At 73.8% G+C, this 22,507-nt stretch carries 19 protein-coding genes; 9 read left to right on the forward strand and 10 right to left on the reverse strand.

Going from position 1 to position 22,507, the window contains the following annotated elements:
- Window positions 1-107: 107 nt before the first annotated feature.
- Window positions 108-2,117, forward strand: a complete 2,010-nt coding sequence (locus ADK67_RS34460) for an elongation factor G (RefSeq protein ID WP_269436098.1) — start codon at window positions 108-110, stop codon at window positions 2,115-2,117.
- A gap of 9 nt (window positions 2,118-2,126) precedes the next feature.
- On the opposite strand, the gene ADK67_RS34465 is transcribed toward ADK67_RS34460, so the two are convergent.
- Both ADK67_RS34465 and ADK67_RS34470 read right to left on the reverse strand, forming a co-directional pair.
- Entirely contained in the window at window positions 2,127-2,627 is a 501-nt protein-coding gene (locus ADK67_RS34465) for a GNAT family N-acetyltransferase (RefSeq protein ID WP_231648487.1), read from the reverse strand.
- Between the two features lie 114 nt (window positions 2,628-2,741).
- Window positions 2,742-3,293, reverse strand: coding sequence for a TetR/AcrR family transcriptional regulator (locus tag ADK67_RS34470; RefSeq protein ID WP_053720742.1), 552 nt, complete (start codon window positions 3,291-3,293; stop codon window positions 2,742-2,744).
- A gap of 92 nt (window positions 3,294-3,385) precedes the next feature.
- On the opposite strand from ADK67_RS34470, the gene ADK67_RS34475 reads away from it, so the two are divergent.
- A complete protein-coding gene (locus tag ADK67_RS34475; RefSeq protein WP_053720743.1) occupies window positions 3,386-3,883 on the forward strand; it encodes a DoxX family protein in 498 nt (165 codons plus the stop codon).
- On the opposite strand, the gene ADK67_RS34480 is transcribed toward ADK67_RS34475, so the two are convergent.
- The 3 genes from ADK67_RS34480 to ADK67_RS34490 are packed head-to-tail and all read right to left on the reverse strand — an operon-like array spanning window position 3,873 to window position 5,600.
- A complete protein-coding gene (locus tag ADK67_RS34480; protein ID WP_053720744.1) occupies window positions 3,873-4,505 on the reverse strand; it encodes a hypothetical protein in 633 nt (210 codons plus the stop codon). The genes ADK67_RS34475 and ADK67_RS34480 overlap by 11 nt on opposite strands.
- Window positions 4,502-5,197 (reverse strand): YwaF family protein, encoded by a 696-nt coding sequence (locus tag ADK67_RS34485; RefSeq protein ID WP_197289758.1) that lies wholly within the window; start codon window positions 5,195-5,197, stop codon window positions 4,502-4,504. The genes ADK67_RS34480 and ADK67_RS34485 overlap by 4 nt, the downstream gene beginning before the upstream one ends.
- 43 nt (window positions 5,198-5,240) lie before the next feature.
- Window positions 5,241-5,600 (reverse strand): STAS domain-containing protein, encoded by a 360-nt coding sequence (locus tag ADK67_RS34490; RefSeq protein WP_053720745.1) that lies wholly within the window; start codon window positions 5,598-5,600, stop codon window positions 5,241-5,243.
- A 148-nt stretch (window positions 5,601-5,748) separates the two neighbouring features.
- Here ADK67_RS34490 and ADK67_RS34495 point away from each other — a divergent pair, with 148 nt between their 5' ends.
- Window positions 5,749-6,681: a universal stress protein gene (locus tag ADK67_RS34495; RefSeq protein WP_053720746.1), complete on the forward strand. Its 933-nt coding sequence runs from the start codon at window positions 5,749-5,751 to the stop codon at window positions 6,679-6,681.
- 315 nt (window positions 6,682-6,996) lie between these two features.
- Window positions 6,997-8,016, forward strand: a complete 1,020-nt coding sequence (locus tag ADK67_RS34500) for a TerC/Alx family metal homeostasis membrane protein (RefSeq protein WP_053720747.1) — start codon at window positions 6,997-6,999, stop codon at window positions 8,014-8,016.
- A 196-nt stretch (window positions 8,017-8,212) separates the two neighbouring features.
- Here ADK67_RS34500 and ADK67_RS34505 read toward each other — a convergent pair whose 3' ends face one another.
- On the reverse strand, window positions 8,213-9,403 hold the full coding sequence (locus ADK67_RS34505) for an FAD-binding protein (protein WP_053720748.1): 1,191 nt from the start codon (window positions 9,401-9,403) through the stop codon (window positions 8,213-8,215).
- A 15-nt stretch (window positions 9,404-9,418) separates the two neighbouring features.
- Window positions 9,419-10,285: an alpha/beta fold hydrolase gene (locus ADK67_RS34510; RefSeq protein ID WP_053720749.1), complete on the reverse strand. Its 867-nt coding sequence runs from the start codon at window positions 10,283-10,285 to the stop codon at window positions 9,419-9,421.
- Between the two features lie 125 nt (window positions 10,286-10,410).
- On the opposite strand from ADK67_RS34510, the gene ADK67_RS34515 reads away from it, so the two are divergent.
- A complete protein-coding gene (locus ADK67_RS34515) occupies window positions 10,411-13,506 on the forward strand; it encodes an AfsR/SARP family transcriptional regulator (RefSeq protein WP_053720750.1) in 3,096 nt (1,031 codons plus the stop codon).
- Window positions 13,507-13,577: 71 nt separating this feature from the next.
- A complete protein-coding gene (locus ADK67_RS34520; protein WP_053720751.1) occupies window positions 13,578-14,783 on the forward strand; it encodes an alpha/beta hydrolase family protein in 1,206 nt (401 codons plus the stop codon).
- 15 nt (window positions 14,784-14,798) lie between these two features.
- On the opposite strand, the gene ADK67_RS34525 is transcribed toward ADK67_RS34520, so the two are convergent.
- A complete protein-coding gene (locus ADK67_RS34525; protein ID WP_053720752.1) occupies window positions 14,799-15,470 on the reverse strand; it encodes a response regulator in 672 nt (223 codons plus the stop codon).
- A complete protein-coding gene (locus ADK67_RS54855; RefSeq protein WP_053720767.1) occupies window positions 15,467-16,732 on the reverse strand; it encodes a sensor histidine kinase in 1,266 nt (421 codons plus the stop codon). The genes ADK67_RS34525 and ADK67_RS54855 overlap by 4 nt, the downstream gene beginning before the upstream one ends.
- Window positions 16,733-16,939: 207 nt before the next feature.
- On the opposite strand from ADK67_RS54855, the gene ADK67_RS34535 reads away from it, so the two are divergent.
- Window positions 16,940-17,632, forward strand: a complete 693-nt coding sequence (locus ADK67_RS34535; protein WP_053720753.1) for an ABC transporter ATP-binding protein — start codon at window positions 16,940-16,942, stop codon at window positions 17,630-17,632.
- Window positions 17,629-19,959 carry an ABC transporter permease gene (locus tag ADK67_RS34540; protein ID WP_053720754.1) on the forward strand — a complete coding sequence of 777 codons (2,331 nt, stop codon included), beginning with the start codon at window positions 17,629-17,631 and terminating at the stop codon, window positions 19,957-19,959. Before ADK67_RS34535 ends, ADK67_RS34540 begins: the two co-directional genes overlap by 4 nt.
- Here ADK67_RS34540 and ADK67_RS34545 read toward each other — a convergent pair.
- Complete coding sequence (locus ADK67_RS34545) at window positions 19,931-21,157, reverse strand: MFS transporter (RefSeq protein ID WP_053720755.1); 1,227 nt, start codon at window positions 21,155-21,157, stop codon at window positions 19,931-19,933. The two genes, ADK67_RS34540 and ADK67_RS34545, sit on opposite strands and share 29 nt — an antisense overlap.
- Window positions 21,158-21,414: 257 nt before the next feature.
- On the opposite strand from ADK67_RS34545, the gene ADK67_RS34550 reads away from it, so the two are divergent.
- A complete protein-coding gene (locus ADK67_RS34550) occupies window positions 21,415-22,410 on the forward strand; it encodes a LacI family DNA-binding transcriptional regulator (protein WP_053720756.1) in 996 nt (331 codons plus the stop codon).
- The last annotated feature ends 97 nt before the right edge of the window (window positions 22,411-22,507 follow it).

The following is a 22,507-nucleotide window of genomic DNA, read 5'->3' on the forward strand; positions in this document are numbered from 1 at the left end:
GTAATCGGCCGGCGCGATCCGGGTGTTCGCTCTACGGTGTGCCGCGACGTGTGTTCGAGCCTTGAGGAGGAATGAGATGCGGCGACTCGACGGTGTGCTCCGTCCCGGTGCCCCTTCCCACACCCTCGAGGACCGTCATTCCCACTCGAACCCTCAACCTGGGCGTGCTCGCGCACGTCGACGCCGGTAAGACCAGCCTCACCGAGCGGCTGCTGTTCGACCACGGGACGATCTCCCGGCTCGGCAGCGTCGACGGCGGTGACACGCAGACCGACAGCGGCGAGCTGGAACGCCGCCGCGGCATCACGATCCGTTCCGCCGTCGCGTGGTTCAGGCTGCGTGATCCCGTGCTCGGCGACCTCCAGGTCAACCTGGTGGACACGCCGGGCCACCCGGACTTCATCGCCGAGGTGGAACGCGCCCTGTCCGTGCTCGACGGCGCCGTGCTGGTGCTGTCCGCTGTCGAGGGCGTGCAGGCGCAGACCAGGGTGCTGATGCGGTCGCTGCGGCGGTTGCGCCTGCCGACCCTGCTCTTCGTCAACAAGATCGACCGGACGGGCGCGCGGCACGACGACCTGCTCGCCGAGATCCGCCGCAGGCTCACGCCCGCCGTGGTGCCGATGGTGCGGGTCGACCGGCTCGGCACGCGTGACGCGGGTGTCGTCGCCCGTTCGTTCGCCGACCGCGCGTTCGCGGCGGAGGTGGCCGAGCTCCTGGCCGACCACGACCTGCCGCTGCTGGGCCGGGTCGTCGACGGTGACGTGCCCGAGGACGTCGCCGGGCCGTTGCGGGACCAGACGTGCCGCGGGCTGGTGCACCCGGTGTACTTCGGCTCGGCGGTGTCCGGCGCGGGCACGGCCGAACTGGCCGACGGTGTGCGGAGGTTCCTCGCGCCGCGTCCGGCGCCGTCCGACGACCTGCGCGGCACGGTGTTCGCCGTCGAACGCACCGGCAAGGGGGAGAAGGTCGCCTACCTGCGGCTGTTCTCCGGGACGGTGCACGGCAGGCAGCGGCTGGTGTTCCGGCGGCGGGACGCTTCGGGCGCGGTCGAGGAGCACCGGGGGCGCGTCGCCGGGCTGGAGGTCGTCGGCGGCGGCTCCGGACCGCTCACCGCGGGCGACATCGGCAAGCTGCGCGGGCTGCCGCAGGTGCGCGTGGGCGACCGGTTGGGCGCGGACGACGACGGCCCGACCGCGCACTTCTCGCCGCCGATCCTGGAGTCGGTCGTCCGACCGGAGCGGCCCGGCCGCGCGGCCGAACTCCACGCCGCGCTCACCAGGCTGGCCGACGAGGACCCGCTCATCCGGACCAGGACGGCCGGTGGCGGCGCGACGTCGGTGCTGCTCTACGGCGCCGTGCAGCGGGAGGTGATCGCCGAGCGGCTGCAGCGCGAGTTCGGCGTCGAGGCGGTGTTCGAGCCGGTCCGGCCGGTGTACTTCGAACGGCCGGTGGGCCGGGGCGAGGCCGTGCACGAGTTCAACCCGCGCGGGCCGAACGACTTCTGGCAGACGGTCGGCGTGCGCGTCGAGCCGTTGCCGCCGGGCAGCGGCAACACCTTCACCAGGCAGGCCCAGCTCGGCCTCCTGCCGAAGGCCTACCACCGCGCGATCGAGGAGGCGGTGACGACGACGCTCCGGCAAGGACTGCACGGGTGGGAGGTGACCGACTGCGCGGTGACGATCACGCAGGTCGGCTACCAGGCGCCGAACACGGTCGCCGCCGACTTCCGCCACCTGACGCCCGTGGTGGTGCTGGGGGCGTTGCGGCAGGCGGGCAGCGCCGTGCACGAGCCCGGCTACGCGGTCGAGGTGGAGGTGCCGGGCGACGCGCTCAGCGCCGTGACCGGCCTGCTGCTCTCGCTGGACGCGGACCTCGGCCCGGCGGTGGAGGCCGGATCGGTGTGGCTGGTGCCGGGCACCATCCCGGCCCGCTCGCTGCACGACCTGGCCGTCGCACTGCCCGGCCTGACCCGCGGCGAGGGGAGCATCTGGCACGAACCGGGCCCCGCCCGCCGGGTCCGCGGGCCGGCCCCGACTCGAGTCCGGACGGACGGCAACCCGCTCGACCACGACGAGTACCTGCGGTTCCTGTCCAACCGAACCCTGGCCGACCGGTGACTCCCGGTGCTAGGCCGCCGGGCGCTCGAAGATCAGCTCCCGACCGTCCTCCTCGTCCCACTGCTCGCCGACCTCGACGAACCCGAAGCCCGCGATGGTGGCCAGGGACGCCTCGTTGTCCGGGCCGATGGTCGCCCGCACGGTCCGGACACCGGGTTCGGCGGCGGCCCGGCGCAGCAGTTCGACCAACGCGGCCCTGGCGTAGCCGCGGCGGCGGAACGCGGGGTCGACGGAGTAGCCGATCTCGGCCACGCCCTCCTCGTCCGGCGGGCCGTGGAACCCGGCGTGCCCGACGACCGCGTCGCCGTCGACCAGGGCGAGCCGCGCCAACCACCGGGCGTGGCCGGGGTCGACGGCGATCTGGCCCAGCCGGTAGCGCCACAGCCAGCGCGCCCGATCGGTCACGAAGTAGTCCGTCAGCCCGATCCCGGCGGCGGTCAGGTCACCGTCGAGCAGGGCGGCCATGACCCGGCCGTCCAGTTCGACGAAACGCAGGTCGTCCGCTGTCACGGCGCGCATGGTCGTCCTCGGACGGTGGTGCCGTCCAGCCGATTTGTGAGAGGTGCTCGTCGAACGGTCGGTTGTGTCCGATCGGGCCGGGGGTTCTCGAGCCTCCTTGTCGAGCTAGGTCAGGAACATCGAGCCCGCGAAGGCCCGCACCATCGCCTCCGGGTCGCGATCGGTCCGGGAGAGAGCGCCGGTGTTCCACAGCGTCGCGAAGCCGTGCACGAGGGACCACGCCGCGACCGACGCCAGCTCCGGGTCGGGCCGGTCGGCCACGCCGCCCGCCAGGGCCGCGCCCGCCCGGTCCCGCGCCTCGGTCAGCGCCGGGTCGCCGGGGCGGTGGAGGTCGGGCCGGAACATCACCTCGAAGTGCGCCCGGTGCTCGACCGCGAAGCGCACGTAGGCCACGCCCAGGTCGACGATGTCGCCGCCCGCCGCCACCGTCTGGTCCAGCGCGTCGGCGAGGAGCGTGAAGCCCTCGGCGGCGAGCGCGGTGAGCAGGCCCGCCTTGTCCTTGAAGTGGTGCACCGGTCCCGCGTGCGACACACCGACCCGCCGGGCCAGGTCGCGCAGGCCCACGCCGGCGGGGCCGTGCTCGGTGATCGCCTCGACGGCCGCGTCCAGGACGGCGCGGCGCAGGTCCCCGTGGTGGTACGGGCGCTCCGTGGTCACCCCTGAAGCCTACCGGCGATCTAGTCATTGACAAGTTGGCTGGTCGCGGGCAATCTTTTCACTGTCAAGTTCGTGTTCTCGAAGGAGTTCCCGTGGCGCCGCTCGTCATCCTCGTGCTCGTGACCCTCGCCCTGGTCGGCCTGCGGGCGGTCGGCGTCACCGGGGTCCCGGCCTGGCCGTTCGCCGTGCGGTGCGGGGTCGCGGCGATGTTCACCGCGACCGGCGTCGCCCACTTCATCGGCATGCGGGAGGAGCTGATCGCGATGGTGCCGCCCGCCATCGCCGCGCCGGGTCTCGTGATCACCGTGACCGGTGTGCTGGAACTCGTGGGCGCGGCGGGCGTCCTGTGGCACCGGACCGCGCTGTGGGCGGCGGCCGGGCTCACCGCGATGCTCGTCGGCATGTTCCCGGCGAACGTCTACGCCGCCGAGCAGGGCATCTCCCCCTCGTTTGGCGACGCCCTGCTGCCGCGCACGCTCATGCAGCTCGTCTTCCTCGCGGCCACGGTCACCATCGTGGTGCACTACGCCCGCGCACGACGGTCCCTCGACGCGCGCGAGGGCGTGCACGGCGGCACCGCTACGCGTTGACCGCGAGGCGCTTGTCGAGGGTGACGCGGACCAGCGCGGCGGCGAACCGGGCCAGGTCGTCGGCGGGCACGAGGCGGGCCAGCGCGCGGCGGTCGTCGGGCAGCCCCACGCGGCGGGCGCCCGCCAGCGCCTTGTCGTCCAGGAACGGCCGCAGTTCCGGCCACACCGCCTGCGCCTCGCGGCAGAAGATGGCCGAACCGACCGGACCCAGCCGTGGTGTCCGTTCGAGTGACGCCCGGAGGCGTGGCACGTCACCGTCCGCGTCCTCACGCAGCCGGCGCAGGTCGCCCCGGTAGTCGTCCAGCACGAGCTGCGCGCCCTCGCCGAGCGCGGTCGCGGTGCTCTCGTCGTAACGGACGTAGTGGGCCCGGCCCAGCGCGTCGACGCGCTGCTGCCACGTCGTCCCCACCGTGCCGCGCGGGGTGGTGCAGCCCGCCTCGGCCAGCTCCCGCGCCGCGTCCACGGCGATGTCCGCGCGGATCCGGGTGGACAGCAGCACGCTGAGCACGAGCAGCCGGTACAGCGGCGACGGCTTGTCCGCCAGCCGGATGCCCGCCTGCTCGGCGTACGTCTGCCCGGCCCGTTCCAGCAGGCCCCGGGCGGTGTCCTTGTGCTTGCTCATGCCGTCCGGTTACCCCGCCGGGTCCACGGCCACGTCATCAACGCCCACACCGCGAGCACGAACGCGCTCTCCGGCACCAGGTACCACGGCCAGTCGCCGAGCAGGTCCAGCACGGACGCGGTCGACGGCTTGCGGTTGAGGTAGCCGTAGTTGGAGCCGAGCGCCGCGTTGAGCGCGAACACCGCCGCCGCCCACGCCACCGTGATCAGCACGGCCAGCCGGTAGCCGCGCCAGTCGGGCCGCAGCCCCAGACCCCACGTCAGGTAGATGGCCGCCCAGACGACGAACAGGTGCGTGGCCCAGAACAGCAGGAAACCGAAGTCCGGGAAGTCGACCCGCAGCACGGGCGTGATCAGGGCCTGGACGCTCAACGTCAGCCCCCAGTAGTAGGTGAGCGCGAACGCCCACCGGCGTTGCGACCACAACGCGTACGCGGCGACCGGCCCGGCCAGGTCGGACAGCTGCAGCGGCAACGAGTACTGGACGTTCCAGCGGGGCGGCAGCATCAGGTACGTGTGGATGCCGACCTGGAGCAGCAGGACGGTCGCTGCGAACACGCGGGAGAAGCGTCGTGACGGCTTCGTGCGCCCTGACACCACGACGACCGCGGCGCCCACCGCGAACAGCCCGAGCACGACCCAGTGCGAGAGGCCGAACGCGGTGAACTCGCGGGCGATGGGCAACGACGCCACACGACGGGCTACCCGCCTCACGGTTGGGCGACACCCGAAGGTGTCAGCGGGTGACCACCTGCTCGAGGGTCGGCACGACGGTCAGCACCCGGTCGACCTCGGTGAGCTGCAGGGGGTGGACCACCGACCGGTGGCTCGCCACGATCGCGAACCGGACACCGGCCGCGACCGCGCGGTGGTGCGCCTCCAACAAGGCCGCGATGCCCAGCGAGCCCAGGATGGTCACGTCGGTCAGGTCCACCACCAGCACCGGTGGCCGCCGCTCCAGCTGGACGTCCAGCTCGGCGCGGATCAGGTCGACACCCGCCAGGTCGATCTCGCCGGTGACACGCGTGACCGCGAGGCCGTGCACCTCGGTCGTGTCGACGGCGAGCTCTTCACCCTGCCAATGCCGATCGGTCATGGACGACGCCCCCTAGGTGCATCCGCTGTGTGACCGTGGCGTCGTCCCGGTCAGGCTCGGCGTTACGCCCGGCGGGGAACCGCGGACGGTTACGCGATCCGCGCGTCGGGGTACTCCTGCGGTCTCCGGCGACAGCGGAGGTGGTGGCATGTCCGACCCGCGCGACGGCGACGCCCGCGGCGCGGTCGTGGTCGGGTACGACGGTTCGGAGCAGGCACGGCAGGCGGCGTTCTGGGCGGCTCGGGAGGCCTCCAGCCGCGGGTGCGCGCTGCTCGTGGTGGATGTGCTGCGCGGGCCGATGCCGGACCTGGCGTTCGCGTCGATGACCGTGCCGCTGCCCGAGGCGATGATCGAGGAGATGACCGAGGAGGCGGTGCGCGGGTACGCCGAACGGGAGCTCGCCGCCGTCGCCGACGACTGCGCACGGCTGTGCGCGGGGCTGGAGGTGCGCACCCGGCTGGAACGCGGGCACCCGGCCGACGTGCTGAGCACGCTCGGCCGTGACGCCGAACTGCTCGTCGTCGGCTCGTCCGGGCGTTCCGGACTGGCCAGGGCGCTGCTCGGCTCCACCACAGCGGACCTCGTCAACTCCCACCGCCGGCCGGTGGTCGTGGCCCGCGGCGACGGCGCCGGTGACGGCCGGGTGGTCGTCGGGGTCGACGGGTCGCCGACGAGCGCGCGTGCGGTCGGCTTCGCGTTCGACTTCGCCGACCGTCGCGGGCGCGACCTGCTCGCCGTGCACGCGTGGACCGACCTGCCGGTGGAGGCGCTGGCCCCGAGGTGGGCGGAGCGGGCCGACCGGCGGCGGGTGGAGGCCGAGGCCGAGGCGCTGGTCGACCGGTGCGTGGCCGGGCACCGCGAGGCGCACCCCGACGTGCGGGCGAGCCGGGCGGTGGCGTTCGACGGTCCGGCGCACGCGTTGCTGGAGCACGCCCGTGACGCCGCGCTGCTCGTCGTGGGCAGTCACGGCCGTGGCGCGGTCCGCCGTGCGCTGCTGGGCTCGGTGAGCCACGCCGTGCTCTACCACGCGCCGTGCTCGGTCGCGATCGTCCACCGGGACTACGACACAACGACTCCCTGAGGAGAGACGCGTGAACACCCAACTCCGCGACCACGAGCCCGCATTGTGGGGCCACCTCGCCCCCTTGTCGCTTCGCTCTGCCCATGACTTCTCGACCCCGCCGGTTCGCTCCGCCCATGATCTCTTGACCCCGCCGGGCCGCTCTGCTCGTGACCTCTTGGCCCTGTCGGTTCGCTCCGCCCGTGACCACGAGCCGGACCCGCCCGACCCGTTGACCCCGGATCCCGTCCCGCGCCGGCCGCAGCCGACCGGACCCGAGCCGGTGCCGCCCAAACCGATACCGCAGCCGTTGCCGCCTACCTCCGGCCGCTGACCGTGGTGGGGATCGGAGGGCTCACCTGGGCGCTCACCATCGGCCTCGTCCTCCTGCTGCTCGCGGTGGACCTGGTGCAGGCGGTCGTGCGCCCGCATCGCGTGAAGATCGGCGAGGCGACCGCCTGGTCGGTGTTCTACGTGCTGTTCGCGCTGCTGTTCGGCGTGTGGTTCACGTTGGCGCACGGCGGTCAGGCGGGCACCGAGTACTTCGTCGGCTACCTGGTGGAGAAGAGCCTGTCGGTCGACAACCTGTTCGTGTTCGTGATCATCATGTCGACGTTCTCCGTGCCGGAGGCGCACCAGCACAAGGTGCTGACGTTCGGCATCGTGCTGGCGCTGGCGTTGCGGGCGGTGTTCATCGCGGTCGGCGCGACGCTGTTGGCGCTGTTCTCGTTCGTGTTCCTGGTGTTCGGCCTGCTGCTGCTCTACACGGCCGTGCAGCTGTTCCGGCACCGGGACGAGGACCCGGACGTCGAGGACAACGTCGTGGTGAAGACGGCGCGCCGGGTGCTGCCGATCACCGACGACTACGAGGCCGGGAAGCTGTTCACCCGCGCCGAGGGCCGGGGGATGGCCACGCCGCTGTTCGTGGTGCTGCTGGCGATCGGCAGCATCGACGTGCTGTTCGCGCTGGACTCGATCCCGGCGGTCTTCGGGATCACGTCCGAGCCGTACATCGTGTTCGTCGCCAACGCGTTCGCGCTGCTCGGGCTGCGGGCGTTGTTCTTCCTGGTGAAGGGGTTGCTGGACCGGCTCGTGTACTTGTCGACCGGGCTGTCGCTGATCCTCGCGTTCATCGGGGTGAAGCTGATCATGCAGTGGGCGCACAAGGCCGTCGACCCGCGCGTGCCGGAGGTGCCGACGCTGCTCAGCCTCGGCGTGATCGTGGTGGTGCTGACCGTGGTGACCGCGGCGAGCCTGGTCCGCACGCGCCGCGACCCGTCCGCCAAGGCCCGCCCCGGCTCCCTCCGCGCCCACCGCGCCCGCACTTCGGAACCAGACCCCCACCACCCCTCTTAACCCTCACCCCGCGCGTGTCGAACCTCCAAGTCGCGCGTGTCCTACGTTCAGAACGACCGTGTCCTACGTTCGGAACACCCGAGTTCAACGCTCAGAACATCGAGGCTGAACCTGAGCGTTGAACTCGGGGTACCGGAACGTAGGACACGCGCGTTCCGAACGTAGGACACGCGGGACGTGGAGGTTCGACACGCGGTCAGGGGAGGTAGGTGGTGGCGCCGGAGGCGGAGCAGAGGCGCAGCAGCGCGTGGTTGTGCTCGACCATGGCGCGCAGGGTCGAGGCCGAGTCGGCGGTCCGCAGCAACGCCAGCAGGAACGCGGTCGGGCTGTCGGGCAGGCGCAGGCCGGGCGTGTGGAAACGGGCACGGGGCACGGGGTACACGAGCACCACGCCGGTGTCGCCGACCACGAGCCCGGCCAACGACTCGGCCAGCACGGCCTCGGCGGCGGCATCGGGCAGCAGCACGTTCAGCCACGGGTGCGGCCACCGCCAAGGGCCCAGGACGCGCAACGCCGCGACGTCGTCGGCCATCCGGTTGGCGAAGTGCCGGTACGTGACGGTGTCCACCTCGGCCGCCTCACGCCGGTCGCGCAGCCCGTCCAACGGCTCCGGAGGCGACCCGGGCGGCGTGAAGTACGCCGTGGCGTCGATCCGGAACCCCCACCCGCCAACGCCGTCCGGCTTGGCCCGCCCTTCCAGGTGGTCGAACCGGCGTTCCGCCATCAGCAGACGCTGGTCGTGCAGGAAGTCGGCGAGCCGGTCGTACCGGAGCCGGAAGCACCGGGCGTGGGTGTGCGCGGGCACCAGCCGCACCGTGGCCCGCAGGATCACGCCCCGCCGACCACGGCCCGCACGCACCGCGTCGAACACGTCCGGGTGAAACGTCGGCGAGCACGTCACCCGCTCACCGTCGGGCGTGACGACGAGAAGCTCGACCACGTTGTCCGTCTGCGCCCCGAAGTGGTGGCTCGCCCCGCCGAGACCGCCGACGGACAACGTGCCGCCCACGGACAGGTCGAGGTAGTCGGTCAGCACCGGCGGCGTCACGCCGAGGGGCAGCGTGGCCGCCAGCACGTCGCTCCACCGCGCACCGGCGTCCACGACGGCGTGCTCGGCCGTCACCCGGTGCACGGCCCGGAAACCGGTCATGTCCAGCACGATCCCGCCGGCCGCCTGCGCCTGCCCACCGGTCGAGTGACCTTCCGCCCGCGGCACGACGGCGAGCCCGCGCGCACGGGCCAGCCGCACCACCGCCGCGACGTCATCGGCGGACGTCGTGCGCAGCACACCGACCGGCCGCTGCCGCACGACGTGCCCGAAGTCGTCGGCGGCCCAGTCGAGCGCCGCGGCGTCCGTCACGAGCACGTCGTCGGGGAATCCGAGCATCCCCGAAGCGTGCCACTACCGCGCGAGCAATTCGCGCAGCGCCTTGACGACCTCGCCGGGCGCCTCTTCGGCCATGAAGTGCCCGCACGTGACGGTGCGGTGCTCCAGGTCCGACGCCCATTCCCGCCACCGGCCGGCCGCGTCGAAGCCGAGGGCCGAGCCCCAGTCCTGCTGCAGCACGGTCACGGGCATCCGCAGCCGGTTCCCGGCCTCCCGGTCGGCCAGGTCGTGCTCGACGTCCACGCCGGCGGACGCCCGGTAGTCGGCGACGATCGACGGGACCGCCTCGCGGGACGCCTTCAGGTACGCGGCGCGGACGTCGGCCGGGATCGCGGCCGGGTCGTTGGCCCAGAGGTCGAGGAAGTGGCCGAAGAACGCGTCCGCCGCACCGCTGATCATGGCCTCGGGCAGGCCGGGCGGCTGGGCCATCAGGTACAGGTGGAAGCCGACGGCGGCCGTGGTGCCGTGCAGGACGTCCCACATGTCGAGGGTCGGCAGCACGTCCAGCGACGCCAGGTGGGTGACCGCGTCGGGGTGGTCGAGCCCGGCGCGGATGGCGACCAGCGCGCCCCGGTCGTGACCGGCCAGCGCGAAGCGGTCGTGCCCCAACGCGCGGGCGAGGGCGACGACGTCGGCGGCCATGGTCCGCTTCGAGTACGCCTGGCCGTCGTCGACCGGCTTGTCGCTGTCGCCGTACCCGCGCAGGTCGGGGCAGATGACGGTGTGGTCGGCGGCCAGGTCGGCGGCGACGTGCCGCCACATCAGGTGGGTCTGCGGGAAGCCGTGGAGCAGCACGACGGGGCTGCCCGAGCCCCCCACGGCGACGTTGAGCGCCACGCCGTCGGCGACGGTGACGCGCTGCTGGGTGAACGAGGTGGTCATGTCCGGCTCCGAGTTCGTCGGGTGAGGTTGCCCGACCCACCTTGCGCGGACCCGATCAGCGCTCGATCAGCAGCCGATCAGCGCGCCGGAGCACGCCCCGACCAGGTCGGATACGTTGTCCGGCGATGGTGCGTTTCCGGGTGCTGGGGCCGCTGGAGGCCGTGGGCGAACGCGGGCCGGTCGACCTCAAGGGGCCGCGGCACCGCGCCGTGCTGGCACGCCTGCTGGTCGCCAGGGGCCGGGTCGTGCCGGTCACGCGGCTGATCGACGACCTCTGGGCCGACGACGCGCCGGACGGTGCGCTCGGCGCCGTGCAGACGTTCGTCGGCGCGCTGCGGAAGGCCCTCGAACCGGACCGCCCGCCCCGGACACCGCCCCGGCTGCTGGTGACCGTGCCGCCGGGGTACGCGCTGCGGGCCGAAGAGGTCGACGAGGTCGACGCCTGGCGGTTCGAGGAGGCGGTCGGCGAGGCGTTCCGGCTGGTCGCCGACGGTCGGCCCGAGGACGCGAAAGCGCTGCTGGACGACGTGCTGGCGCTCTGGCGCGGCCCGGCCTACGCGGAGTTCGCCGACCAGCCGTGGGCCCACGGCGAGGCCGCGCGGCTGGACGAGGTGCGGCTGCTGGCGGTGGAACGGCGGGCCGAGGCGGCGTTGGCGCTGGGCGCGGCGGCGGAGTCGGTGCCGGACCTGCGGGCGCACGTCGCCGCGCACCCGTTGCGCGAGGACGGCCGACGGCTGCTCGCCCTCGCCCTCTACCGGACCGGACGCCAGGGCGAGGCGCTGGCGACCCTCCGCCAGTCCCGCGAGGTGCTGCGCGCGGAACTCGGCGTCGACCCCGGCCACGCCCTCCGGCAGCTCGAATCCGACATCCTCACCCACTCGCCGACCCTCGCTCCCGCACCGCCGCCCGCGCGGTCCACGACGTTCATCGGCCGGGCCGACGAGCTGGCCGAGCTGGAGCGGGCCGCCGGCACGGGTCGGCGGCTGGCGTTGATCTCGGGGACGGCGGGCGCGGGCAAGACGGCGTTGGCCGAGGAGCTGACCGGACGGCTCGCCGCCGCGGGCTGGACGACCGCGTGGGGCGCGTGCACCGAGGACGCGCCCGCCGCCTGGCCGTGGACGAGGATGGCGGAAACGCTGGCGCTGGATGGGAGTCCGCCCACCGACCGGTTCGAGCGGCACCGCGCCATCGCCTCCTCCTTGGCCGGGATCGAGCGGCCCGTCCTGCTGGTCTTCGACGACCTGCACTGGGCCGACGAGGACACCCTCGCGCTGGTGACGTCGTTGGCCGCCGACCCCGACGCCGGACGCGTGCTGATCGTCGGCACGTACCGCTCGACCGAGATCTCCGCCGCCCTGACCGAAGCCCTCGGCCGGGCCGCCCGCACCGAGCCGGCCCGCGTCTACCTGGTCGGCCTGACCGAACCGCAGGTGCGGGAACTGGTCGAAGCCGTCACCGACCGGGAGCCCTCGGACGCCGACGTCCGCGCCATCCACACCCGCAGCGCGGGCAACCCGTTCTTCGTCCGCGAGCTGGCCCGCCTCTGGGAGACCGACCCGGCCCTGCGCACCGTCCCCGCCGGCGTCCGCGACGTCCTGCGCCACCGCCTCGCCCAGCTCGCCGAGACCACGCGGACCCACCTGCGCCAGGCGTCGGTGCTGGGCCAGGAGATCGACCTCGACGTGCTGATCCGGCTCGCCGGCGACGAGGACGCGGTGCTCGACTCCGTCGAGTCGGCGCTGCTCGCGGGCTTCCTGGTCGAACCGGACGCCGACCGCCTGCGGTTCGCGCACGCGCTCGTGCACGAGACGCTGTACGACGACATCCCGCACGCCCGCCGGGCCCGGTGGCACGCGGCGGCGGCCGACGTGATCGAGCAGGTGCGCCCGGACGACGTCGAGGCCATCGCCCACCACCTCCTGCGCGCCGGGAACCGGGCCACCGCCGCGCGCACCGCGCGCTACACCCGTGCCGCCGCCGAACGGGCGGAACGCCGGTCCGCGCCGCACCAGGCGGCCCTGTGGTGGCGGGAAACGGTGGAGCGGACCGAGCGCGACCGCCTCGGAGCCGTGATGGGCCTGGTCCGGGCGCTGGCCGTGACCGGCGACCTGGAGCAGGCCCGCCGGTACCGGGCGGAAGCCGTCACCGAAGCGGGCGGCGACCCTGTGCTGACCGCGCGCACGATCGGCTCGTTCGACGTGCCCGCGCTCTGGACCACCAACGACGACGAAGCCCTGTCCGCCCGCCTCACCGAAGCGGCCGAACGCGCCCTGGACGCCCTGCCACCCGGCCACGACGCCGAACGCGCCCGCCTCCTGATCACCATCGCCGTGGAACGACGTGCCGACGCCGGCCGGCGGGGCAGGGAAGCCGCACGGGAGGCGGAGGCCGTCGCCCGCGACCTGGACGACCCGTCGTTGCTGGCACTGGCGCTCAACGGCCGGTTCCTGCAGACGTTCCACCGGGCGGGCCTCGCGCCCGACCGGGCCCGGATCGGCGCGGAACTGCTCGACCTCTCCGCCCGGCACGGCCTGGTGACGTTCGAGGTGCTCGCCCACCTGATCCTCGTGCAGTCCCACGCCGCGCTCGCCGACCTGGCCGCCGCCGACCGGCACGCCGCCGCGGCCGACGCGCTCGCCGAACGGCACGACCTGCCGCTGGTCGGCGTCTTCACCACCTGGTACGCCGCGCTGCGCCTGGCCGTGACCGGGCGGCGGGCGGAGGCCAGGGCCGCCTACCGCGCCGCCGCGTCCCGCCTCACCGGCGCCGGGATGCCGGGCGTGGAACACGGGATCCTGCCGCTGGCGCTGCTGAGCCTCGGCGACGTGCCGGACGCCGCCGACTGGGGCCCGTACGAGCCGTGGGCCCGCCCGATCGTCCTGCTCTCGCAGGGCAGACGCGCCGAAGCCCTCGCGGCCGTCGTGCCCGAGTCGCCCCACGACCTGCTGTTCGAGGCGCGGACGTGCCTGCACGCCGTGATCGCCGTCGAAGCGGGCGACCGGCCGCGGCTGGCGCGCCTGTACGACCAGCTCCTCCCGGCGGCCGGTGAAGTGGCCGGCGCGGGCAGCGGCCTGGTCGCGTTCGGCCCGACCGCGCACCACCTCGGCACCATCGCCGCCGCCCTCGGCCGGCCCGAGGAGGCCGCCGAACACCACCGCCGGGCACGGGAGATCGCCGACCGCCTCGGCGCTCCACAGTGGACCGGCCGGCACTTCACCTAGTGGCCGCCTCAGGGCTCCGCTGGGTGATCATCCTGATCCGGCGCACGCACGAGCCGCCCTAAGTTCGCCTGGTGACTGGAAAACGACTGATCGTGCCGGCCCTGCTCGCCGGTGTGGCCCTGGCCGCCGCCGTGCCGGCGTCGGCTTCACCGTCCGCGGTGCGGTTCGCCCTGCCCGCCCCCACCGGCCCGCACGCGGTGGGCACCACCGAACTGCACCTCGTCGACCACGCCCGCCCCGACCCCTGGCTGCCGGACACCACCAGGGAACTGATGGTCACCGTCCGCTACCCGGCCGTGCCGAGCGCGAACGACGAGGCGCCGTTCATGCCGCCCGCCGTCGCCGAAGCGGTCGCCGCGAGCGACGCCAGGGCCCTGGGCATCGACCCGGCCGAACTCGACTACGGCTTCGCCACCCACTCGGTCCCCGACGTGCCCGCGATCCCCGGTCGACGGCCCGTCGTGCTGTACTCGCCCGGTCGCGGCAACCCACGCGCCCTGGGCACCGGTCTCCTGGAGCAGTTGGCGAGCAAGGGGTACGTGGTCGTCGCCATCGACCACACTCATGAGCCGCTCGCGGTGCAGTTCCCGAACGGCCGGATCGCGCCGCGTTCCCTCCCGCCGCTGACGATCGACGTCAACAAGAAGCTGATGGCGACCCGCACCCAGGACACGGCTTTCGTGCTCGACCAACTGGAAGTCCTCGCCGCCGGCGGCAACCCGGACGCGGGCGGACGCCCCCTGCCGCCCGGCCTCGGCCGGTCGCTCGACCTGACCCGGGTCGGCGTGGTCGGCCACTCGGCGGGCGGCTTCACCGCCGGCGAGACCATGGTGTCCGACCGCCGGATCGACGCGGGCGCGAACCTCGACGGCAGCATGGCCTACCACCAGGCCACGGGCGACTTCGGCCGCGTCGCCGCCGAGGGCCTCGACCGGCCGTTCCTGCTGATGAGCGCCGGCGACCACAGCGCGGCGTCCGACCTGTCGTGGCAGGCGTTCCTGGCCCACCACCGCGGGTGGGTGCGGCAGCTGCACCTGCCGGACGGCGAGCACTCGTCGTTCACCGACCACCAGTCGCTGGTGCCGCGGCTGGCCGCCCACCTCGGCCTCGACCCGGCGGTGACGGCCCCGATCGTCGGCACCGTCGACCCGGCCCGCGCCACCGCCGCCCAGCGCGCCTACCTGACCGCGTTCTTCGACCAGCACCTGCGCCACCGGCCGCAACGGCTGCTCGACGGACCGTCCGACCGGCACCCCGACGTGCGGTTCCTCGACTGAGTCCGCTGGGCCGCGTCAGGCCTGGCCGCTGGGCGTGACCAGCCCGGTCTCGTAGGCCACGACGACGGCCTGCACGCGGTCGCGGAGGCCGAGCTTGGCCAGGATGCGCGCCACGTGCGTCTTCACGGTCGCCTCGGACAGGTGCAGCTTCCCGGCCAGCTCGGCGTTGCTCAGCCCCCGTGCCAGCAGGCGCAGCACCTCCAGCTCACGCGGGGTCAACGCGGCCAGGTCGCGGTGCAGCGCGGCGGTGTCCGCGCCCCGGTTCGCGAACCGCTCCACCAGCCGTCGGGTGATGGCGGGCGCCAGCAGGGCGTCACCGGAGCGCACCATCCGCACGGACGCGACCAGGTGCTCCGGCGTCACGTCCTTGAGCAGGAACCCGCTCGCGCCCGCCGACAACGCCGCGTAGACGTAGTGGTCGAGGTCGAACGTGGTCAGGATGATCACGCGCGGCTCGGGCTCCGCGCCCGTCAGGATCCGGCGGGTGGCCTCCAGGCCGTCCAGCTCCGGCATCCGGATGTCCATCAGCACCACGTCGGGCACGGTGCGCCGCACCGCTTCCACGGCCTCCAGCCCGTTGGTGGCCTCGCCCACCACGTCGATGCCGTCGGCGGTGAGGATCATCCGGAAACCGGTCCGCACCAGCACCTGGTCGTCGGCCACCACCACGCGCAGCGGGGCGCTCACGGCGCCTCCACCGGGATCGACGCGGTGACCTGGTAGCCGCCGCCGGCGCGCGGCCGGGCGTCCAGCGTGCCGCCGTAGACGGCCAACCGCTCCCGCAGGCCGATCAGCCCGTGCCCGTCGCCCGTGGCCGCGCCGGGGCCGGGCTCGCCGCCGGTGTCGACCACCTCCACGCGGAGGTGGTCGGCGCCGTAGTCCACGGTGACCGCCGCCGACGCGCCGGCAGCGTGCTTGACCGCGTTCGTCAACGCCTCCTGCACCACCCGGTAGGCGGCCAGCTCCACCCCGGACGGCAGTGGGCGCGGCTGCCCGGTCACGGTCGACTCGACCGGCACCCCGCTGTCCCGCAGCCGCGCGACCAGGGCGTCGAGCTGGTCCAGCCCCGGCTGCGGGGCGAGGTCGGCCGGGTCCGCGCCGTCCATCGTCAACAGCCCCATCACGTGCCGCAGCTCCGTCATCGCCGCCCGCCCACCCGCCTCCACCGCCAGCAACGCCTCCCGCGCCTGCCCCGGCGAGGACGCCATCACCTTCCGCGCCGCGCCCGCCTGGATCGTCATCACGCTGACGTGGTGCGTCACCACGTCGTGCAGCTCGCGGGCGATGCGGGCCCGTTCGTGCTCGACCGCCCGGTGCAACGCCTCCGCCTGGTCGCGTTCCAGCGCCGACACCTGCGCCCGGCCCTCGTCCGTGCGGACCTTCCACGTGCGCAGGCTGTTCGCCGCCACGATCAGCGGCACCAGGACGAGCAGCGGCACGTACTCGTTCGGCACCACCGGCAGCTCGGAGTCCCGGAACACCGCCACCAGCAGCACCGTCACCAGCAGGCTCGCCACCGCGGGCGGCCGGTGCGGGCTGTACGCGGCGGCGGAGTAGGCGGCGACCACGCACGCGGTGAACGTGAGCCCCGGCGACTCCTCCGGCGTCACCAGCGTCGCGTACAGCACCACCCACAGCACGGCCAGCGGATAACGGCGGCGCAGCGCCAACGCCACCGCGGCCACCACCGCCACGAGCACCGCGCCGAACGTCCCCTCGGGATCCGGCGGCGGGAGCACGGGCACGGGCTGCGGGATGCCGTCGACCATGACGCGGAAGGGCACGTCCTGCGACTGGAGCGCGTACCGCACCGAAACGATCCCGACGACGATCGCCAGCACCGCGTCGAACACGTAGCCGCGCGCCGCGGGCCGGGGCAGCGGACCGGTCGGCAGCACCACCAGGGTGGCCCAGGTCCGCAGTCGGTCCGCCACCGGCGCGTTCGTCACCGCGCCATTCTCACCGACGGCCCGGCCACCGGACATCCACCCGGACGACCCCTCGCCCTACACCGCTGGACTACCTCTCAGGGATGACACCGCGCCGCCCTCATCCCGACGGCCTACCGGAAATGCCCCGGCCGACCGACGCGCCCCGATCCGCGCCGCTCCTAGCGTCCACCGCGCCACATCTGAGGACGAACCAGGGAGCCGACCATGACCACGCCGGTGATCGAACTGCGCGACGTGAGCCGCAGGTACGACGACGGGCCACCGGCGTTGAGCGACGTGTCGCTGACCGTGCGGGAAGGCGAGGCCGTCGCGATCCTCGGCCCGTCCGGCAGCGGCAAGTCCACGCTGCTGAACCTGATCGCCGGTCTGGACCGGCCCGACACCGGCACGGTCACCGTGGCCGGCGTGCGCGTCGACGGGCTGGGGGAGGCCGCGTCCGCGCGCTACCGGCGGGCCCGGATCGGCATGGTGTTCCAGTTCTTCAACCTGCTCGACGACCTGACCGTGGCCGACAACGTGGTGCTGCCCGCGCAACTGGCGGGCATGGCGCGCGGCGAGGCGTCGAAGCGCGCGGCGGAACTGCTCGACCAGCTCGGCGTCGCCCGGCACGCCCGCGCCTACCCGGGCCGGCTGTCCGGCGGTGAACGCCAACGGGTCGCCGTCGCGCGGGCGTTGATGAACCGGCCCGCGCTGCTGCTCGCCGACGAACCGACCGGCGCTTTGGACACCGCCTCCGGCGAGGACGTCAGCGCGCTGCTCACCGAGCTGAACGCCGACGGCCAGACCCTCGTGGTCGTCACGCACGACCTGGCGCTCGCGCGGTCGTGCACGCGCCGGACGATCCAGCTGGTCGACGGCCGGATCGCGGGCGACGTCGTCGTGGAGCCGACCCGATGAGCGGGCTGGGACGGGTCGTGCGCTCAGGCGTCGCACGGCGCCGGGTGCAGACCGTGGTGATCGGGCTCGCCACCACGATGGCCGTCACGTCGTCCGTGCTCGGCGGCTCGCTGCTGGTGGCGTCCTCCGCGCCGTTCGACGACGGGTTCGCCACGCAGCGCGGCGCGCACCTGTCCGCCCGGTTCGACGCGGGCAAGGTGACGGCGGATCAGCTCAAGGCACCCGTCTCGGGCGTCACCGCGTCGGCCGGGCCGTTCCCGGTCACGTCGGTCACGCCGAGCGACGACGGCCCCGGTGACGCGCCGCCGTTGACCGTGGTGGGCCGCGCCGAACCCGGCGGCGACCCGGTGGACGCGGTCACGGTGACCGAGGGGGAGTGGGCCGACGCGCCGGGCGAGCTCGTGGTGTCCGCCGACGGCCCGTACGCGCACTCGCCGACCGGCTCCGGCGTCGGCCGCCGCCTCACCCTCGCCGACGGCTCCACGGTGACCGTGGTCGGCGTGGCCCGTTCGGTCAGCCGCACCGCCGACGGCTGGGTGCCACCGTCCTGGATCAGCGCGCCCGAGGGCTACCAGGTGCTGTACCGGTTCGCGTCCGCCGCCACCACCGAACAGGTCGACGCGGCCCGTGCGGCGGTGACGGCGGCGGTGCCCGAGGGCGCGCTGAGCGGGTCGCAGTCGTGGCTCGTGCTGAAGCAGGTCGCCGACCGCAGCATCGCCGTGTTCGTGCCGTTCCTGGTCGCGTTCGGCCTGTTGGGGCTGTTCATGTCCCTGCTCGTGGTCGGCAACGTGGTCGCGGGCGCGGTCGGCGCGGGCACCCGGCGGATCGGCATCCTCAAAGCGCTCGGCTTCACCCCGGCGCAGGTCGTGTGGGCGTACATGGCGCAGGCCCTCATCCCGGCGGCGGTCGGCACCGCGATCGGCGTCGTGGCGGGCAACCTGCTCGCGATCCCCGTGCTGGCCGAGACCGAGGACGTCTACGGCGCGGTGACGTTGACCGTGGCGCCGTGGGTGAACGTCGTGGTGATCGCCGGCGCGCTCGCGCTCGTGTCGGTGACGGCGTGGGTGAGCGCGTTGCGGGCCGGGCGGTTGCGCACGGTGGACGCGATCGCCGTCGGCCGCACCCCGCGCCCCGGCCGGGGACGTTGGGCGGCCAGGCTGACCGCGCGCCTCGCCGTGCCGCGACCGGTCGGCCTCGGCCTGGCCCGCCCGTTCGCGCGACCCGCCCGTGCGGCGGCGATGGTCGCGGCGGTGCTGTTCGGCGCCACCGCGGTCACGTTCGCGGTCGGGTTGGCGTCGTCGCTCAACCAGTTGCAGATCGCCCGGAACCACAACTCGGCCGACGTGAAGATCGAGGGGTTCGGCCGGGGTGGTCCCGGTCCTGGTCCCGGTGTCCGCCCGGCCGAGCGGGACGTCGACCCGGTCGCCGTCTCGGCCGCCATCAGCGCCCAAGCCGGGACGCGCGCGCACTACCGCACCAGCGAGACGGAGGTGACCGTCAGCGGGGTCGCCGGCACGACCGCGGTCGTCTCGTTCACCGGTGACGCCACCTGGGACGGCTACCAGCTGGTGTCGGGACGGTGGTTCGCGCAGCCGGGCGAAGCCGTCGCGCCGACGACGTTCCTGGTCGCCACCGGGACCGCGGTCGGCGACACCGTGACGTTGGACGACGGCGACAAGTCGGTCACCGTGCGGATCGTCGGCGACGTCTTCGAGATGAGCAACGACGGCATGGTGGTGCTGACGGACGCGGCCACGTTCACGTCCGGGTCGGATCGCTCGAGCCACCACATCGCGGTGCGGCCGGGCACCGACGTCACCTCGTACATCGACGGCTTGAACTCCGCGCTGAAGCCGCTGGGCGCCACCGCGCGGCCCGGTCGGGACGACCAGGCCAGCGACACCATCATCCTGATCAACAGCCTGACCGCGACGCTCACGCTGATGCTCGTCGCGGTGGCCGCCATGGGCGTGCTGAACGCCCTCGTGCTCGACACCCGGGAACGGATCCGCGACCTGGGTGTCCACAAAGCACTCGGGATGACGCCCCGGCAGACCATCGCGATGGTGCTCGCCTCGGTGGTCGTGATCGGGGTGGTCGGTGGTGCGGTCGGCGTGCCCGCCGGGGTCGCGTTGCACGAGGCCGTGCTGCCGGCGATGGGGGAGAGCGCCGGGATCAGCCTGCCCCCGTCGGTCTTCGCCGTGCACGATCCGCTGTCGCTGCTCCTGCTGGGCGTCGGCGGGTTGCTGATCGCGGTCGTGGGCGCGTTGCTGCCGGCCGGTTGGGCGGCGAAGACGTCTACGGCGACGGCGTTGCGGGCGGAGTAGGGCTCGCCGGCGTTGTGGGGCTCGCGGTGGGGAGGGGGCGGAGGACGGGGACCAGGGCGAGTGCCGGGATGAGCAGCAGCGGCACGACCAGCAGGGCGCGCAGGATGCCCACCTGGTCCCCGAGGAGGCCGACCACCGGCGGCCCGGCCAGGAACGCGGTGTACCCGATGACGGCGACCACGCTGACCCGTGCCGCCGCCCGGCCCGGCTCGTCGGCCGCGGCGCTCATGCCGACCGGGAAGCCGAGCGACGTGCCGAGACCCCACAACGCCACCCCGGCCACCGCCACCGCCGGCTCACCGCCCAGCACCGCCAACGCCACCCCCGCGATCGCCAGCAGCATCGTGGCGACCAGCACCGGCGCCCGTCCCCAGCGGTCGAGCGCCACCGTGCCCACCACCCGGCCGAACGTCATCGTGGTCACGAACACCCCGAACACCACCGCACCCGCCGCCGGCCCGAACGCGTACCCGTCCACGAACGCCACCGCGACCCAGTCGTTCGCGGTGCCCTCGGTGAACGCCAGGACCAGCACCAGCAACCCGATCAGCACCGTGCGCGGCTCCCGCCAGGCCGTCAGCACACCGCTCTTCCCTCCGACCGCGTTGTCGGTGGCGTACCGGAACGACCGTGCGGCGACGAGCGTGCCGACCAACGTGACGCCCGCGACGCCCACCAGGTGCGCCGTCACCGGCAGCCGCACCCACGCCGCCACCGCGGCCAACCCGGCGGCCACCACCGTGCCCGAACTCCAGACCGCGTGGAACCGCGGCATGACCGTGCGCCCGACCATCCGCTCGACCGCCGCCGCTTCGACGTTCATCGCCACGTTGCACGTGCCCGACCCGTACCCGAGCAGGAACAACCCGACCCCCGCCGCCACCGCCGACGGCCACACCCCGATGGCCGCACCCGCCACCACCAGTCCGGCGGACACCCCGACCGTCGACACGCAGACCGTTCGCCGGGCTCCGAGCCGGTGGGTCACCTCGCCCGCCGTGAGCATCGCCAACGTCGCGCCCGCCGACATGGCGAGCAGCAACAAGCCGAGAGCTCCCGCGCCGAGGCCGAGGGCGTCGCGTGCGGCGGGGACGCGGGCGAACCAGGACGCCACCGCGACCCCGTTGAGCCCGAACGTCACCGCGACCCCGACAGCGGCCCCCCTGACACTGCCCGACGTCACCTCAACGGTCGACATGCGAACTCCCTTCCCACCGATCCGACCCCGTGCCCACTTGCCACTTGCTACTCACACCCGGCCACCCACACCGACACTCCCGCCGGTGCCCGCCCGCGCCTCGACTTTCTTGACCTGACCCGCGCGAGCCGCGCGGAACCATGTGGACCGCACGGACGATGTGGACCGCCCGGAACCCGCCTGCACCGAGTGGACTTTCGTGACCTCACACGTGGAAGCGCTTCCACCACAAGGCCCCGGCCGGCACACTTGCCGCCGTGGTCGAGGTCGCGAGGAACCGGGAGCCGACCTTGGCGGACGTGGCCCGCCGAGCCGGCGTGTCGGTGGCAACGGCGTCCCGCGCCCTGAGCGTCCGCGGCCCAGCCTCAGCGTCCGCCCGCCACCGAGTCGCCACCGCCGCCCGCGAACTGGGCTACGTCCCCAACCCCGTCGCTCGCGCCCTGGCAACCCGCACCGGCACCCGCCTCGCAGTAGCCGTCGCCGGCCAAACCGCCCACGTGCTGAACGACCCCTACGCCGCCCGCGTGCTAGCCGCCACCGCCACCGCCGCCGCGGCCACCCGCGACGTCGGCGTGTCCCTCCACTGGCTCCCCCTGCACGACCCGGCCGAACTGGGCAGGCTGACCGAGAACCGCGACATCGCCGGCGTGATCGTCGTCAACCCCACCACCCCGGCCCTGGCCACCGTCCCCCGATCCGCCCGCGACCGGGTCGCCTCGATCGGCATCGGAACCCGCGACGTGCCGTCCTTCGACGTGGACAACGCCACCGCCACCACGACGATGATCGAACACCTCCTCGCCACAGGCCGCCGCCGGATCGCCATGATCACCGGCCCCGAGTGGCTCCCCTGCACCCAACGCGCCCTGACCGCCTATCACCGCACGCTCGCCGAGTCCGGCACCCCACCACGCCTGGCCCCGGGCAACTTCACCGCCGCCCACGGCGAATCCGCCGCCACCACCATCATGACCCGCTGGCCGGACACGGACGCGATCTTCGCGCTGGGCGACCTGTCCGCCCTGGGCGCGCTGGCGGCCCTGCGCGGCATGGGCGTGGACGTCCCGGGCGACGTCGCGCTCGCAGGCTTCGACGACATCGCCTACGCCGCCCTGAGCCACCCCAGCCTGACCACAACCACCAACCCGGTCGAAGCCATCGCCGCCGGAGCCACCACAGCACTCCTCGACCACCACACCTCAACCCCGCAAACCTTCTACCCCTCCACCCTGATCCTCCGCGACAGCACCTGACCACCAGCCCGACAGCGCCACCCGACCGCCTCGCCCGGCCATCGCCATCTCACGCGCTCCATCCCGCACCATCCACCGCACGCGACCCACCCCGGAC

Origin of the sequence: Saccharothrix sp. NRRL B-16348, assembly GCF_001280085.1 — a bacterium.
Classification (GTDB): Bacteria; Actinomycetota; Actinomycetes; order Mycobacteriales; family Pseudonocardiaceae; genus Actinosynnema.

Bases quoted from the DNA above. Each gene is read 5' to 3' on its own strand.
- ADK67_RS34510 (WP_053720749.1), bottom strand. From the start codon at position 10,285: ATGACCACCTCGTTCACCCAGCAGCGCGTCACCGTCGCCGACGGCGTG.
- ADK67_RS34490 (WP_053720745.1), bottom strand. From the start codon at position 5,600: ATGACCGATCGGCATTGGCAGGGTGAAGAGCTCGCCGTCGACACGACC.
- ADK67_RS34545 (WP_053720755.1), bottom strand. From the start codon at position 21,157: ATGTCGACCGTTGAGGTGACGTCGGGCAGTGTCAGGGGGGCCGCTGTC.
- ADK67_RS34480 (WP_053720744.1), bottom strand. From the start codon at position 4,505: ATGAGCAAGCACAAGGACACCGCCCGGGGCCTGCTGGAACGGGCCGGG.
- ADK67_RS34540 (WP_053720754.1), top strand. From the start codon at position 17,629: ATGAGCGGGCTGGGACGGGTCGTGCGCTCAGGCGTCGCACGGCGCCGG.
- ADK67_RS34515 (WP_053720750.1), top strand. From the start codon at position 10,411: ATGGTGCGTTTCCGGGTGCTGGGGCCGCTGGAGGCCGTGGGCGAACGC.
- ADK67_RS34535 (WP_053720753.1), top strand. From the start codon at position 16,940: ATGACCACGCCGGTGATCGAACTGCGCGACGTGAGCCGCAGGTACGAC.
- ADK67_RS34495 (WP_053720746.1), top strand. From the start codon at position 5,749: ATGTCCGACCCGCGCGACGGCGACGCCCGCGGCGCGGTCGTGGTCGGG.
- ADK67_RS34505 (WP_053720748.1), bottom strand. From the start codon at position 9,403: ATGCTCGGATTCCCCGACGACGTGCTCGTGACGGACGCCGCGGCGCTC.